Here is a 15,010-nt window from a genome sequence, read left to right as displayed (position 1 = left end):
TTTTCTAAAGAACCCAGGACATCTTATTTGGCGTCCATGTGCTCTTTTTATATTTTAAGGAACATCAGACACGTTAATCCCCATAATCTCCTGTCATATACGCTGCAAACGGTTGTTTCATTGGATATAACATGTCTCAGGTTCCTTAGATTGCTGAGATCACTTCAAATCCTTGATTAAGACTCCTCAGGTTCGTTAGCGAGCTAATCATTCATGATGGGTGGTCAGACATTAGAAAAAATCCTCCTGAAGCCTACATACAATAGAGCTTGCATGTTTTGCTTAAAGAGGATTTGGATCTACGATAACCAAGGGTGTAACAGATTATTCAGATTTCTTTTTTCGCAAAATACATCATGCCGATTCCAATGAAAATAACAGCACTGCCTCCAACAACCGCCAGCATTGTGATCAGTGGAACATTGTAGGCTCCGAAACCTGCGCCGTCCACGGGTGTCATCAGAATCATCGGTTGTGCCCATGGATAATACGGCCCATATGTCGCCGAGTTTACAATGAGAATATTCGGTATGGTCAATGCAAAATTCAGTGCGAGCGGTGCGGCAAAGCTGCTCCACACCAATGAAACGAACATCTGCAGGGCAGCCAGGGGTATACAGGCCAGCAAGCCAAGCAGCAGTTTACCTACCAAGAATCCCCAAGGTACTGGCATCGTAATGCCGTGAAACATGCCTGCCAGCAGAATGGACATCAGCAATAATACTTGTGTACCCGCCAGAAGCATGAGCACAATCGTCAGTTTACCTGCATATACGCCTGAACGTGTGAGCGGTAAAACCAGCATCTGCTTCCACCCTCCACCTGCATGTTCGAAACGGCAGACAAAGGACGTAAACACACCAGTCAGCATCGGTAACAATAACAATCCGTGCAGGAAAACCATCGTGGTCATCAATACCTGCCAATTGCCCGATGGCGTGGACAACAGTCCGATGAGCAGCGCAATGAGTGGACTCAGCAGAATCAGGAGCCATATGGGCGATTTGCTCATTTTCAATCGTTCAGCGGACAAGATTCGGAAGTACGTTGTCGCAAAGCTCATATCAGGCCACATCCTTCCGGCTAAAATGCATCATACCCAGCAACAGGATTAATAACCCTAGACCTGCCCCCATGCCTGCATACAGGTATGGATTAGGCCCATTCCAGGCCATCTGTGCCCATGCGAGCGGAAAGATTGGTGAGATACTGAGTGAGAACATACCCGTTATCGCGAGAACGATGCCCAGGGTGACGGGAAGCGCCTGATTTTTGTTAACCATCGTGAGCCACAACTCCAGTGACAACACCGGAAGTGCACCAGCCAAAGGCAATAGACCCAGCTTGATCGCATGTGTCCAAGGTATTTCGCTGGCATGGAATCCGAGGATCAGACCCAGACCTACAATGCCTGCGGTTAAGAGCAGGCAGGAGATCACCAGCAGCACACAAGCAAGCAGGAACTTGGCTAAATACACGGCTGGTCTGGGAATGGGCATCGCGAGCAACTGTTTCCACGATCCCTGTTCATGCTCAACATTAGCGATCATGGAGCTGAGAATGGTTGCTCCCAGCATCAGAGACAAGGGCACAAAGACAACCACATTGCCCAATAATCCGCCCCACAGGTTATCTGCATACTGCTCTTTCAGATAGTCCAGCCGTAAGCCAAAATTAAGCGCCTGCATCGCTGTCAATCCAAGAGGGGCCAGAAAGACAAGAAACCAGATCCCTTTCCCCCGAATCTTGAGCCAGTCTGACGATAATGCACGCCCGGTCATATGGAAGCCCCCTCGCCAATGACCCGCATGAACAGATCTTCCAGCGACTGACGCTGTTCCTCTACACGATACACATCATGATCCTGCTCAATTAATCGGCGCACAAGCAGTGCCACTGAACTGTTATCCATATAAGGAAAAGTTAATGCAGAACCTTGTTGCTGACCAAATTGGCCCTGTTCTCTCGCCAGCTTCATAGCCTCTTCCGGCTCGGAAACCGTTAATCGGATAGAGCTACCCGTCTGACTATGCAGACTTGCGATGGTATCCTGAAGCACCATCTTGCCTTCACGGATAATACCAACACGACTTGCCATCTGTTCGACTTCACTCAGCAAGTGGCTGGAAACCAGAACGGTAATGCCATGTTCCAGCGGCATGCGTTTGATCAGTTCCCGAATCTCCTGAATACCGGCAGGATCAAGCCCATTCGTTGGTTCGTCCAGAATCAGCAGCTCTGGTTCACCCAGCAAAGCGCTGGCAATACCCAGACGTTGCTTCATCCCAAGGGAATACCCCTTCACTGAACGTTTGGCATCCTTGGTCAGATCTACAATGGACAGCACTTCAGCAATTCTTGATTTAGGTACATTGATGATGCGGCGCAAAGTTTCCAGATTCTCTACTGCGTTCAGATGGCCGTAATAGGACGGGTATTCGACCAAGGAACCCACACGGCGCAAAATATCCATGCGATCCTTGCGGATATCCTTGTCGAAGACACGGATCACACCTTTGGTTGGTTTAATCAAGCCGAGAAGCATGCGAATCGTTGTTGTTTTGCCGGCGCCGTTGGGACCGAGGAAGCCGTAGATATCTCCCTTTTTAATATGCAGATCAAGTTCACGGACCGCTGCACGGTCCCGGTATGTTTTCCATAAATTAGCCGTTTGAATAATATTTTCACTCACTGTATGATCACCTCAGAACTATCGTAACCTTCCAAGGTTAAAGCCAAAGTAGTCTCTAGTTTAAGTTTAGTTTAAAAAGCTATTTCAGCGGTTTGTTGTTTCCTTATTTCCCTTACCACTGTAGATATATGTCTGTACACCCGCATCGGAACTATCTACCCGCTTGCGCAGACTCATCTCACGAATCAACAGGTCTACAATGGATAAGCCCAGACCTGTGCCTTTTGTGTCGGAATCCTGCTGCATTCCCGGACCCCGATCCTGAATAACAATAGCCGTCTCACCCTGAATCTCCTGGGTTGATATGCTAATATACTTCCCGCTGGCGGCATGACGGATCACGTTTTGGAACAAATTATCAAGTACACGGCGCATGCCCTGTTCATCCATATGCCAGATCAGCGGTTCCTCCGGGAGGTCAATATCAATCTCAAATTGCTCTTTCTCCCAGACCGGGTACCAGGCCGCCGCCGTTTCCCTGACGATCCGCAGTATATCTTTCTCTTCCAGCTTCAGTGTATATTTCCCGCTCGTGAGCAAGTTGTAGGATAACATGTTGTCAATGAGCCCGCCGAGGTCCTCCATCTTTGCTTCCATGCGATGTAATGAACGGTCACCTTGCTCGCTCAGCTCTTCCTTGTGCAAGGCATGCATATGTCCACGAATCACCGTTAGCGGGGTACGCAGATCGTGGGAAAGCCCCGCAATGAGACGTTTGCGCAATTGTTCCTCCTCGCGTTCACGGTGACGGCTATCGGACAGTTGATGCACCATCTGATTGAAGGCTTCTTCCAGTTGACCGATCTCGTCTGACTGGCGGATATCTACCGGAAGCGGGAGGCCTTCCTTGCCTGTGGTCATCATGGCTGTCTGCAAACGAATAAGTCGTTTGCGAATGCGTGCGAAGAAGAGAATCGACATCATGATGAAGCTCAGAAAGATGATGGTCATTACAATGCCGAGATACAAAAGTTCCAGCAGCCCGTTACTGTGATTCATTTGCAGAAGTGATCTCGGCACTTCAATGATCATGAAGCCCTGCCCTCTGTCCTTTTCACCCCCGCCAATATATGAAACTACGGTCAACGGATCGCGAAAGGAAGCCTCTTTCATGAATTGCACCGTATTGTTCGCATTCCATTCGGCTGGAATTCGGGTCTCTGCCGTTTGCCCGGAATCCAGTGACCATCTCAATGTCGTGTCTGTCCTGCCATCCGGCGACGTGGATTCCAGAAGCGTTACATCTTCACTACCGAGAATAAAGAGGGTCTCACCGCTCGCTTTCACACGATACATGGAAGATTTGGGATACGAGCCATGTAATTGCTCCAACCGGGCCTTAATCTCTTCATCCGAAGCACCATTCAGGTTCTCCGCTTCAAGCGACCAGAGGTTACTGATCTGGGTAACGTCACCATAAGGTGCCGCTTGATTCATATTCGTGTTATTCACTACGACAACATATATGATGGACATGATCGGAAGAATGACGGGGACGAATAATACTGCCGCCAGAATCAGGATGATATATCTGGACATCAAGGACCGCCCAAAGCGAAGCTTGCGCTGCCCGGATTGCTTTTGATCCATGCTTCGTTCTCCCTTCATGATCTTCCTTTCTCTAAACCACCGGATCATGGCTTCTTCACACGATATCCCACACCACGGACCGTCTGAATAACTACCGGATTGGCCGGATCAAGCTCCAGCTTTTCGCGTAGATGTCGAATATGTACCATTAAGGTTTTGTCCCCATCCAGATAGGGCTCGTTCCAGACGGCTTCATAGATCTGCTCTTTGGTTCGAATCATGCCCATATGCCGTAGCAGGTAGGCGAAGATGTGGAACTGTTTTCCCGATAAAATAATCTCATCTCCCGTCTCCTCATTGATAATTCGATTGTCCTTCTCATAGATGGAGAGATGATCCAGCTTCAGGGCTGTATCCGATGAGACCGCTGTTCCTGCCTTACGCAGTTGTACTTCAATCCGGGCAGCCAGTTCATCGGGGTGAAATGGTTTGGTCACATAGTCATCGGCAAAATCAAGACCGTGCAACTTATCGTCAATGGACGTTCTGGCCGAAAGCATGACAATGGGCACGGCGGGATGTTCTTTTTTCAGTCGCTGGCCCACCGTAAATCCATCCAGCCCGGGCAGCATGACATCCAGAATAATGAGTGAGCAACCGACAGCAGCCTCCGCTGCACCTTCACCACTGCCGAGCCACACCACCTCATAACCGCGCTCCTCCAGATCGGCTCTGACCCAAGTCGCAATTTCCGTATCATCTTCAATATATAACAGTTTGGTTTTCATCCGAATATTCGTTTCCTTTCTGCCCCCATTGGGTTAATGATATATCTGAGCATCATCATGATAAAAGCTGTCTATAACATATGGATTCATGTCTTGTTGAAACAATGTTGAAGTCCTTTACGTTACCACACATGCTAATTATAGCTTATCCATTAACGTGGGGAATGTCATATTAATCAAGTCTACCAAGTACATATCAGTTCTACACCTGACGGGAGGAAATTCATTATGCTGCTGGAAGCCATCTATCATCAACCGAAACGAAACTGGGCCTATGCCTATGACCAAGATACAATCCACCTGCGCCTGCGTGCCAAAAAGAATGATCTGACCGAGGTACATGCCCTGACCGGGGATAAATATGCGTGGGATGCAACCAAAGCGCTGGTTCCCTTAACAAAGTTCACCTCTGACTCCATGTTCGATTACTTCGAGGGTGAGGTGAAACCTCCCTACCACCGACTGAAATACTCTTTTCTGCTCAAAAACGGAGACGAACAGATCTGGATGACCGAGACGGACTTCCAGGAAGAAGAACCGGATGATCCAGGTCGTATGTTCCAGTTCCCTTATATTCATGCCGGAGCTGTATTCACACCCCCTGCATGGGTTAAGGATGCAGTGTTCTATCAGATTTTCCCTGAACGATTCGCCAACGGCAACCCGGATATTAGTCCGGAAAAGGTGGAGCAGTGGGGTGGCGAGCCGACACCTTTCAATTTCTTCGGCGGTGACCTTCAGGGCGTGATCGACCATCTGGATTACATCAGCGATCTTGGCATTAATGCGATCTACTTCACACCCATCTTCGAAGCCACTACCAATCACAAATACGATACCGAAGACTACCTGCGGGTAGACCGGCACTTTGGTGACGCAGATACCGTGAAACGACTGGTCGAGCTGTGCCATGCACGCGGAATTCGCGTACTTCTGGATGCTGTGTTCAACCATTCCGGGAAGACATTTGCGCCGTTTGTAGATGTGCAGAAGAACGGAGAACAATCCAAATATAAGGACTGGTTCCATGTACACGAATACCCGCTGGACGTGAAGGATGGCATTCCTACGTATGAGACCTTCGGGTTCGAAGCGCATATGCCAAAGCTGAATACGGAGAATGCCGAGGTTAAGGCCTATCTGCTGGAGGTTGCCGAGTACTGGATCAAGGAAGTGGGTGCGGACGGATGGCGGCTGGATGTGGCAGACGAAGTGGACGATGCATTCTGGCGTGATTTCCGCCGTGTAGTCAAAGCGGCTAATCCGGATGCCTACATTCTGGGCGAAGTATGGAACGAGTCTTCTTCCTGGCTGCAAGGCGACCAGTTCGATGCGTCCATGAACTATCCGTTTACCGATGCCGTGAATGCTTTCTTTGTGAAAAATACGATGCACGCCGAACAGTTCGCAAACTCCATCGGGCGACAGTTATCCCGTTATCCGCTTCAGGCCAGCGAAGTGGCGTTCAACTTGCTGGACAGCCACGATACCACGCGGCTGCTCACGCTGTGTGAAGGCGACCAGCGCAAGATGAAGCTGGCTGCGTTATTCCAGTTCAGTTACATGGGTGCTCCATGCATCTATTACGGAGACGAGATTGGCATGGACGGCGAACATGATCCGGGCTGCCGTAAATGCATGGAATGGGATGAAGCGAAGCAGGACCGAGAGCTGTTCGACTTTTATCAGAAACTGATCTCCCTGCGTCATGCGCATCCTGCCCTGCGTGCAGAAGGCACCGTTCGTTTCCTGCAGGCTCGTCATGATGGCAGCCAACTGGTATTTGAGCGGCAAAATGAGGAGGAACGCATTCTGGTTCTGTTCAATCGATCAGAAGAGACAGCTATTGTCGAGCTGGAGGCCGGTGACGAGGAATGGACCGAGTTATTTGGCGGAAACCATCGTACCGCCAAGGAAGATGGCGTACTCGCCATTGAACTGCCCGCGTATGGATATGCCGTATTGAGTACTAGTCTCACATAAACACCAAGCTATCCTTGCTCATATGCAAGACTGGAGTCTGTTCAATTCATCGGCATATCAAACGAAATAGGCGCTCCCAGATCTGTTCCTGATCTGTGGAGCACCTATTTGATTTTGACGTTATTCATTATGGCCATGGATTACTCTGGCCGAACCAGCTGTTCCTTGAGCAACTGGATGGTGGCCTCATATTGTACAAGCCCCACTTGCAGACACAGACGCTGTGCAGGCGAAATACGTTCGCCAAATTCCTCCATCTGGCGCTGAAGTTCAGCGTATAACATTTCCTTTCGCTTCAACTGGCTGGATATCCAACCCGTTACGGTATCTTCATCCGCCAACTCTCCGAAATACAACCGCATCAGAAAATCAGAACGAAATACCTCAGCTTCCAAAGGACTCATTAAATAGGCGTGAAATTGCGCTGCTCCTTCAGGGGTCAATGAATACACGTTCTTATCAGGTTTCCCTTCCTGCTTCACCGATTCCTTAGTCAGCAATCCTGACTTTTCCATCTTCGCAAGTGTAGGATATATGGTGCCAAAGCTGGCATCAAAGAAAAATGAAAAATATTGTTCAAAGTACTGCTTGATCTCGTATCCGGAACTTGGCTGATTGTGCAGTATTCCGAGGATGACATGCTGCGTGTTCATCGGTGTACCGCTCCTTTCCATTCCCCTTAACGTATCACAATCAGTACCCCTTGTTCAATGATCAGATGACGAAACGGTTGCTTTCAGAGCAACAGGCACAGCAGCAGGCTGGTCCTCCCTACGAGCTTCAGAGCGTACCGGGCCGGAGCGTCTGATCCAGATGCAAAGCGCACCCAGAGTCAGTGTTACACCACCGATTACGGCGAGCAACATCGCATCCCGGCCAATTCCGTTTCCTCCGAGCACAAGGTTCATCATCCCTTCTACGGCATAAGTCGCTGGCAGATAATGACCGATCACTTGGTAGAAGTCAGGCATTACATCTCGCGGAATCGTTGATCCCGAGGACAGCATCAGCAAAGGCAACAGCGCACTGTTTAACCAAGCCCCAGCATTGCCAAGCAACAACAAGCTCAACTGAGCCATGAGTATAAAAGATATGGTGACCAGCAACTGGAACAGCCATAACATGAACCAACCGGCTGCTGACGATACCCCCATAATGTGCATCATCCCTGATCCAACGAGCGAGACGATAAATGCCGCACCAACATTAACGATGTTGCGGGCCCAGAAGCGCTCCCATTTCCCTGCCCTGCCACTCAGTTCTCCAGACACTTTTTGAAGATTCATGCCAAGCAACATTGCTCCGGTAAACGTAGCGGTTACAATCAACATCGGTACCATGGAGAAAGCAAAATTATCAACAGGATTCAGTCGCTCCACCTCTGCCTCCACGCGTGAAGATAACCCTACCGCAAGCGCATCGGATTGATCAGCAGTCATACCGGACTGATTCAGCACTCCGCGAATGCCATTCTCTTGTACTTCACGGTTCAACGTCGCTGTAACTTGTGCGGCTACGTTCTGCATCACACTTTTCACGGTAGCCACGTTTGATTCGTTCATCACATACTTCACTGTCATCGGTTTTGACAAGTCTTCTGCCTGTTGCATGAAACCTGATGGAATCTCAATAATCATGTACACATTCCGATCCGTTAACATCTGTCGTGCTTCTTGCATCGATTCAGATGGTTTGATCTCGAAATTCAGACCTGCCGCCAAAGACTTAGCCACTGGTTCAGCCGCTACCCCATCTTCATTCACGATGGTGACAGCCAATTGAGTCATTCTTTCGTTAACCTGGTCGTATCCGCTAAGCCAGATGATGTTAAAAAAAACCTGAAACAGCACAGCCGTAATTAAACCTACAATGGTGGCTCCGTTTTTCAAAAACAGTAGACTCGTCTGGAAAATACCTTTCATTCTATCCATCTCCTTTAGTTTTGTTTCGCTCTTTTATATATCGTATTGATATATGACAATTGTTAATATATCAATACGATATATAAATCGTCAATGTTTTTATTTTTCTTGTTGGTAAAAGACAAAAAAAAGCCGATACATCTCTTCACCATGGTCATACCCCTGTCAAGTAGACAGATGAAAAAAGCTATGCTGCCAGCGCGCATCGATATTCAATCGGTGCGCGCTGTTTGAGTTTGGCTTGAAAGCGTCGGTAGTTGTAATTGTACACGTAATCTTCCACAGCTTGTCGAATCTCGGCTTCTGAATTACACTGGATAAGGTACAGCTTCTCTGTTTTGAGATGCGAAAAGAAAGATTCGATGCATGCGTTATCCAGGCAGGTTGCTTTGCGAGAGTGGCTGCCTTTGACGCCGAATGCTTCTAATCGTGAGTTGTACACCTGAGACGTGTATTGGAAGCCCTGATCCGAATGGAGCACGGCTTCCGAAACGTCTCTTTTTTGTGTCCATTGTTCCACCGTATCCAATACGAGCTGAACATCGTTCCGTTTAGATAATTGCCAAGCGACAATTTCGTTGTTGAACAAGTCTTGAATCACAGACAGGTAAACGAATGTGTTTCCTTCCGAAATATAAGTTATATCCGTCACCATTTTTTGCTGAGGTGCTGTGGCATGAAATTTGCGCTTTAGGCGATTCGGATAAATCACAGATGGCGTATAGCTGGACTTCTTCCGCTTCTTGCGAATTACCGATTGGATCGATAGTTCCCGCATGATTCGCCATACTTTCTTGTGATTAACGTTCAGACCAGACTCCCAGAGCGCCGTTGTCATGCGAGGATAACCAAACTCTCGATTTGCAAAATGAATAGCCATCATGTGCTCTTTGATCTCACGCTCACGGTCTTGTCTTGCGTCTCGCTGTGGCTGTGTTGCTCGCCATTTGTAGTAACTGGAACGGGGTATTCCTGTAATCGATAATAAGCGTGTAATGCTATGCGAGCAACGCAATTCGTCTATGATATCGTAGTTCTCCCGTTGGCTTAGTGCTTCTCCTTTACTAGATTTGGATACCGCTTTTTTAAATAATCTACCTGTGCTTGAAGGTAGTCCCGTTCCTCTTCTACACTGCTAAAGGCAGTACGAGGCCGTCCTTTCAGTGGATTCGGAACATTGTTTTTTCGCTCATCGAATGCTTCCCCGTTTTTCCATTTTTTTACCCACACCTTCAGTTGTGAACAGTTTCGAACTCCTTCGCGATCAGCGACCACCTTGTAACTTGAAGAACCTTCGACATAGGATCTAACAGCATTCAATTTAAATTCTTCGGTATACGTGTGAAATGTTTGTCCTTTTTTGGCCATAAAAATATCCCCTCCAAGTGTCACTTGAACCCTCATGATAACATGAAGGTTTTTTTCAAGTGTCTACTTAAAGGGGATAATACCACCAGGAAGATTTGTACCGGCTTTTCATATCAATCCTATTACGCCTTAGGTTCTGCATCATTTTCAGTAGACGACTCCGTCTCAGGCTCTGCACGCTTTGCCTTCGGTTTAGCCAGCTTTTGCATCATTTTGCGGCCGGTTGGCGTCTGGGCCAGTCCACCTTGGGCTGTCTCCCGATGGCGGCTCGGCATTGCACTGCCTACTTCCAGCATGACATCGATGACTTCGTCTGACGGAATGGCACTACGCACTCCGGCCAGGGCCATGTCAGCCGCAGCCAGCGCCGTAACTGCACCCAGTCCATTACGGACGATGCACGGGATTTCAACAAGGCCTGCGACCGGATCGCAGATAAGGCCCAGTGTATTCTTTAACGCCAAACCAACGGCATGAACGACCTGTTCCGGTGTACCTCCACGCAGTTCAACCATGGCACCCGCAGCCATGCCGATCGCGGAACCCACTTCCGCCTGACAGCCACCCTCGGCGCCGGAGATAAATGAATTGTTGGCGATAACATAACCAATCGCTCCCGCACAGAACAACCCGTTCACCAAATGTTCGTCCGTCCAGCCAAATCGCTCCTGTGAACTGATAAAAACACCCGGGATAATGCCGCAGGAACCGGCTGTTGGTGTTGCCACGATCCGGCCCATGGAGGCATTCACTTCAGATACACACAGGGCATACGCCATGGCAAGTGCGGAAGCATCTCCTGAACAAGTCTCGCCCTTGCGAATGTACTCAGCCATTTTTTTGCCGTCTCCACCTGTTAATCCACTGCGTGATGTCGTATCTTCCGTTAACCCTTTGCGTACCGCTTCCTTCATCACCTGATAATATTCAGACATCTGCTTCACAACATCCGCTTCCGGTGTATTGGTCTCCTGAACCTGCTCCTCGATCATCAGCTGAGCAATGGTTTTGGATTCTGCTGTACAGATCGTATTCAGTTCGTGCAAATGTTTAAACCGCATCCGAATCAACTCCTCTCTTCAAATCAATGACACGAATGTCCAATACATGATCGAGCTCCCTTAGACGCTTGAGCATATCAGGATTAGGCACACCATCCATTTCCATCGCGGTAAGTGCTTCGCCATCACGGGCTTTCCGGTCCACCTGCATATACCCGATGTTAACCCCGGATGAACTTATCGTGGACGTTACCGATGCAAGCACCCCTGCTTTGTCCGCATGTCGCAGAACGAGTGTTGGGAACTCACCACTAATCTGAACACGAAAATCATTCATCGAATGCACGGATACGCTTCCACCACCAATGGATGCACCGATTAAGGAGCAGGCACGTTCTCCATGCCACAACTCAATTTTGACCGTATTTGGATGAGGAGCAGGCAGACCGCTTGTATAAAACTCAACCTCCATACCCGCTTCCTCTGCGTATTGCTCTGCATCCGGGATACGCGGATCGTCTGTGACATAATCCAGCAGACCGCCGATCAGTGCCAGATCTGTTCCGTGCCCCTGATACGTATCTGCAAATGAACCGTACAGCGTCAGCCGAGCACGATCTGGCGTACATCCTAGCCACTGTCGAGCAATTCTCCCTAACCTTGCCGCTCCAGCTGTATGTGAACTTGAAGGCCCCGTCATCGACGGACCAATAATTGAGAAAACATCTTTAAATCGCACCTTGTAACCCTCCATTATTAATCATGATTCATATTTGTAAAATGTATTCGTCATTTCGATCCCGGAGTTCCATCCACAATGTCCCTTATTTTGGATATGATGACATCAAAAAAGGACAGAAGAAGGCCCAGGCCCTCTCTCTGTCCTCGATACCTGAGAGTTTCACGATCAGCAGTGTCTCACGACAAGGTGCATTGCCTGCGATTACAGACAAGTTCACCGGTCTGACTGATCATATACCCCTTGGGTGGCGCAGTTCGCGCACTCTCCAGAGTTGCGTCCAACGATGGTACATTTACCTGAGAGATTAACCACTGCGCCGGGTGCGCAGCAGCTTGCTCCTTCGGTGCCTGAACACTAGCCATATTGCTCGGCTAACTCAGGTCTCTCCCGCTCGTTATCATCCGCTGTATTATCTTAATTCGATTCGAATTGGTATATTTCTAAATTTTTGATCAAGTATACCCATAGAGTAATGTACAACATCATATATGTCAACAAAAGTAACGTGTAATTATCATAAGTTCGATGTCTATTTTAACTGAAACGAATAGCATTAATATTTCTCACTTCCGCTGAGGCACTCGTGACGTTGCTAGTTGTCGTAAATTGGATACTTATCGTGTATGCATTAGTCGTTGTAGCCGGGGATGTATCCACGTAAGTGTTGGAGGAAAGAAACCTCAACGTTCCCGAAGCATTACCGCTTCGTGAGAGCTGCAATTGATTAATTAAAACTCCATTACGTCTCAGATTAATGTTATACGCAATACTCCAGTTAGCCCCTACAACTATTGCTACTTGTGTACTATTATCGATTTTCACGCGTTGACCTGCCACTACAGGTACATTAAGTGTCTGAATCGTCGTTTCGGCTACTAATGAAAGACCTAACGCCGTGGTCTGGCTATCAGCAAACAAGGAAGAATCCGCAGGGGCAGAAGCTGCTGTCGATCCAGTAGCTCCTGTTGCGCCAGTGGCTCCGGTCGCTCCCGTTGCTCCCGTTACACCAGCCGTCCCGGTTGTTCCCGTCGCACCTGTCGCACCTGTAGCCCCAGTGACTCCGGTCGCTCCCGTTGCTCCCGTTACACCAGCCGTCCCGGTTGTTCCCGTCGCACCTGTCGCACCTGTAGCCCCAGTGACTCCGGTCGTTCCCGTTGCTCCCGTTAAACCAGCCGTCCCGGTTGTTCCCGTCGCACCTGTAGCACCTGTAGCCCCAGTGACTCCGGTCGCTCCCGTTGCTCCCGTTACACCAGCCGTCCCGGTTGTTCCCGTCGCACCTGTCGCACCTGTAGCCCCAGTGACTCCGGTCGCTCCCGTTGCTCCCGTTACACCAGCCGTCCCGGTTGTTCCGGTTACGCCTGTTGCACCTGTAACCCCTGTGACTCCGGTCGCTCCCGTTGCTCCCGTTGCTCCCGTTACTCCGGACGTCCCGGTTGTTCCGGTTACGCCTGTTGCACCTGTAACCCCTGTGACTCCGGTCGCTCCCGTTGCTCCCGTTACTCCGGACGTCCCGGTTGTTCCCGTCGCACCTGTAGCCCCAGTGACTCCGGTCGTTCCCGTTGCTCCCGTTACTCCGGCTGTCCCGGTTGTTCCGGTTACGCCTGTTGCACCTGTAACCCCTGTGGCTCCGGTCGCTCCCGTTGCTCCCGTTACTCCGGACGTCCCGGTTGTTCCGGTTACGCCTGTTGCACCTGTAGCCCCAGTAACTCCGGTCGTTCCTGTAAGTCCTGTCGCGCCTGTAACCCCAGTGACTCCGGTCGTCCCCGTTACTCCCGTTGCGCCTGTAACACCAGTGACTCCGGTCGTCCCCGTCAGTCCTGTCGCTCCCGTATCTCCAGTAACTCCGGTCGTCCCCGTTACGCCTGTCACTCCCGTATCTCCAGTAACTCCGGTCGTCCCCGTTACTCCCGTTGCGCCTGTAACACCAGTGACTCCGGTCGTCCCCGTCAGTCCTGTCGCTCCCGTATCTCCAGTAACTCCGGTCGTCCCCGTTACGCCTGTCACTCCCGTATCTCCAGTAACTCCGGTCGTCCCCGTCAGTCCTGTCGCTCCCGTATCTCCAGTAACTCCGGTCGTCCCCGTTACGCCTGTTGCGCCTGTAACACCAGTGACTCCGGTCGTCCCCGTCAGTCCTGTCGCTCCCGTATCTCCAGTAACTCCGGTCGCCCCCGTTACGCCTGTCGCACCTGTAGCCCCAGTCGTTCCTGTTATTCCTGTACTCCCAGTAATACCCGTCACTCCCGTAAGCCCTGTCTCTCCTGTGGTCCCCGTACTTCCAGTAGCGCCCGTGACTCCTGTCACTCCGGTAGATCCTGTCTCCCCCGTGGTCCCAGTGACACCGGTCTCTCCCGTCGATCCCGTAGTTCCTCCAGGAGGACCAGTAACTCCTGTCAGTCCTGTAACACCTGTAGCCCCTGTAGGACCAGTTGTTCCCGCAACCCCTGCTGTCCCTGTAGCTCCAGTCGCACCCGTTACCCCGACTAGACCGGGGTTCGCTCCTAACAATTCCTCAGACACCAAACGATGTGCCGTTACCAGTTGACCGTTCTGGTTTTTCCCCCATACGGAAATCTGAACTTCATCCTCCGTATCATCACCTGTGATAAATATAAACTCAAATGCATCCAAATCTGCATAATAGTCTTTTGTTATAACCTGGTTAGGCAAAACATTAAACAATTCCTGAACGTATAGTGTGCGAACACCATTCAAATAATAGCCTTGAACCAGAACGGTAGAGAAACTAGTGAGACTCCAATTGTCTAATTTCACTGTAATTCTCTGTGTAGGACGCTCGCCGCTTCCCACCACTATATTATTTTCTATTGGCCCTGTTGATAAAACAGCCATCCTGCGATGCCCCCTTCTCCTGCCTCCATCACCAAATCAAGATTGTCTTCTATAAATATGCATATTGAACTGTAAACGTGAAGTTGCCCTCTTGCCTTTTTGGAATGGACTGAAAGGAGATCGAATAGATATCC

13 protein-coding genes and 2 riboswitches are annotated in these 15,010 nt (G+C 49.6%); of the genes, 1 reads left to right on the top strand and 12 read right to left on the bottom strand.

The genetic code is table 11. The annotated features are described in order from the left end of the window. Positions 1-328: 328 nt before the first annotated feature. The 5 genes from V6668_RS02575 to V6668_RS02555 all read right to left on the bottom strand — a co-directional run bounded on the left by V6668_RS02575 (position 329) and on the right by V6668_RS02555 (position 5,010). Positions 329-1,063, bottom strand: coding sequence for an ABC transporter permease (locus V6668_RS02575; protein ID WP_036672186.1), 735 nt, complete (start codon positions 1,061-1,063; stop codon positions 329-331). A 1-nt stretch (position 1,064) separates the two neighbouring features. Next, entirely contained in the window at positions 1,065-1,781 is a 717-nt protein-coding gene (locus V6668_RS02570) for an ABC transporter permease (protein WP_036672187.1), read from the bottom strand. Next, positions 1,778-2,692, bottom strand: a complete 915-nt coding sequence (locus V6668_RS02565) for an ABC transporter ATP-binding protein (protein WP_036672188.1) — start codon at positions 2,690-2,692, stop codon at positions 1,778-1,780. The genes V6668_RS02570 and V6668_RS02565 overlap by 4 nt, the downstream gene beginning before the upstream one ends. Before the next feature lie 84 nt (positions 2,693-2,776). After that, the gene (locus V6668_RS02560) at positions 2,777-4,282 is read right to left on the bottom strand and encodes a HAMP domain-containing sensor histidine kinase (protein WP_076319509.1); all 1,506 of its coding nucleotides are present in this window, start codon (positions 4,280-4,282) and stop codon (positions 2,777-2,779) included. Between the two features lie 44 nt (positions 4,283-4,326). Then, entirely contained in the window at positions 4,327-5,010 is a 684-nt protein-coding gene (locus tag V6668_RS02555; RefSeq protein WP_036672191.1) for a response regulator transcription factor, read from the bottom strand. A gap of 228 nt (positions 5,011-5,238) precedes the next feature. Here V6668_RS02555 and V6668_RS02550 point away from each other — a divergent pair, with 228 nt between their 5' ends. Next, complete coding sequence (locus V6668_RS02550) at positions 5,239-6,993, top strand: alpha-glycosidase (RefSeq protein ID WP_036672194.1); 1,755 nt, start codon at positions 5,239-5,241, stop codon at positions 6,991-6,993. A 140-nt stretch (positions 6,994-7,133) separates the two neighbouring features. On the opposite strand, the gene V6668_RS02545 is transcribed toward V6668_RS02550, so the two are convergent. From V6668_RS02545 to V6668_RS02515, 7 genes are all read right to left on the bottom strand, one after another. After that, a complete protein-coding gene (locus V6668_RS02545) occupies positions 7,134-7,646 on the bottom strand; it encodes a helix-turn-helix transcriptional regulator (RefSeq protein ID WP_051449824.1) in 513 nt (170 codons plus the stop codon). Positions 7,647-7,700: 54 nt separating this feature from the next. Next, entirely contained in the window at positions 7,701-8,915 is a 1,215-nt protein-coding gene (locus V6668_RS02540; RefSeq protein ID WP_315372319.1) for a YhgE/Pip domain-containing protein, read from the bottom strand. A 187-nt stretch (positions 8,916-9,102) separates the two neighbouring features. Next, positions 9,103-9,939: an IS3 family transposase gene (locus V6668_RS02535; protein ID WP_338708884.1), complete on the bottom strand. Its 837-nt coding sequence runs from the start codon at positions 9,937-9,939 to the stop codon at positions 9,103-9,105. 23 nt (positions 9,940-9,962) lie between these two features. Further along, positions 9,963-10,283 (bottom strand): transposase, encoded by a 321-nt coding sequence (locus V6668_RS02530; RefSeq protein WP_338707645.1) that lies wholly within the window; start codon positions 10,281-10,283, stop codon positions 9,963-9,965. 122 nt (positions 10,284-10,405) lie between these two features. After that, complete coding sequence (gene sdaAA / locus V6668_RS02525) at positions 10,406-11,344, bottom strand: L-serine ammonia-lyase, iron-sulfur-dependent, subunit alpha (RefSeq protein ID WP_127547820.1); 939 nt, start codon at positions 11,342-11,344, stop codon at positions 10,406-10,408. Continuing rightward, on the bottom strand, positions 11,334-12,023 hold the full coding sequence (sdaAB, locus tag V6668_RS02520; protein ID WP_074093257.1) for an L-serine ammonia-lyase, iron-sulfur-dependent subunit beta: 690 nt from the start codon (positions 12,021-12,023) through the stop codon (positions 11,334-11,336). The genes sdaAA and sdaAB overlap by 11 nt, the downstream gene beginning before the upstream one ends. 138 nt (positions 12,024-12,161) lie before the next feature. Beyond that, positions 12,162-12,297: riboswitch (glycine riboswitch) on the bottom strand. 4 nt (positions 12,298-12,301) lie between these two features. Continuing rightward, positions 12,302-12,426: riboswitch (glycine riboswitch) on the bottom strand. 134 nt (positions 12,427-12,560) lie between these two features. Then, positions 12,561-14,876 (bottom strand): collagen-like triple helix repeat-containing protein, encoded by a 2,316-nt coding sequence (locus V6668_RS02515; protein ID WP_338707644.1) that lies wholly within the window; start codon positions 14,874-14,876, stop codon positions 12,561-12,563. Positions 14,877-15,010: the final 134 nt, after the last annotated feature.

The organism is Paenibacillus amylolyticus, assembly GCF_036894225.1.
Lineage (GTDB): Bacteria > Bacillota > Bacilli > Paenibacillales > Paenibacillaceae > Paenibacillus > Paenibacillus amylolyticus.
This window is presented reverse-complemented; position numbering and strand designations above follow the sequence as displayed.

Coding starts and splice junctions, on each gene's coding strand:
- V6668_RS02575 (WP_036672186.1), bottom strand. CDS start 1,063: ATGAGCTTTGCGACAACGTACTTCCGAATCTTGTCCGCTGAACGATTG.
- V6668_RS02570 (WP_036672187.1), bottom strand. CDS start 1,781: ATGACCGGGCGTGCATTATCGTCAGACTGGCTCAAGATTCGGGGGAAA.
- V6668_RS02560 (WP_076319509.1), bottom strand. CDS start 4,282: ATGGATCAAAAGCAATCCGGGCAGCGCAAGCTTCGCTTTGGGCGGTCC.
- V6668_RS02555 (WP_036672191.1), bottom strand. CDS start 5,010: ATGAAAACCAAACTGTTATATATTGAAGATGATACGGAAATTGCGACT.
- V6668_RS02550 (WP_036672194.1), top strand. CDS start 5,239: ATGCTGCTGGAAGCCATCTATCATCAACCGAAACGAAACTGGGCCTAT.
- V6668_RS02545 (WP_051449824.1), bottom strand. CDS start 7,646: ATGAACACGCAGCATGTCATCCTCGGAATACTGCACAATCAGCCAAGT.
- V6668_RS02540 (WP_315372319.1), bottom strand. CDS start 8,915: ATGAAAGGTATTTTCCAGACGAGTCTACTGTTTTTGAAAAACGGAGCC.
- V6668_RS02530 (WP_338707645.1), bottom strand. CDS start 10,283: ATGGCCAAAAAAGGACAAACATTTCACACGTATACCGAAGAATTTAAA.
- sdaAA (WP_127547820.1), bottom strand. CDS start 11,344: ATGCGGTTTAAACATTTGCACGAACTGAATACGATCTGTACAGCAGAA.
- V6668_RS02515 (WP_338707644.1), bottom strand. CDS start 14,876: ATGGCTGTTTTATCAACAGGGCCAATAGAAAATAATATAGTGGTGGGA.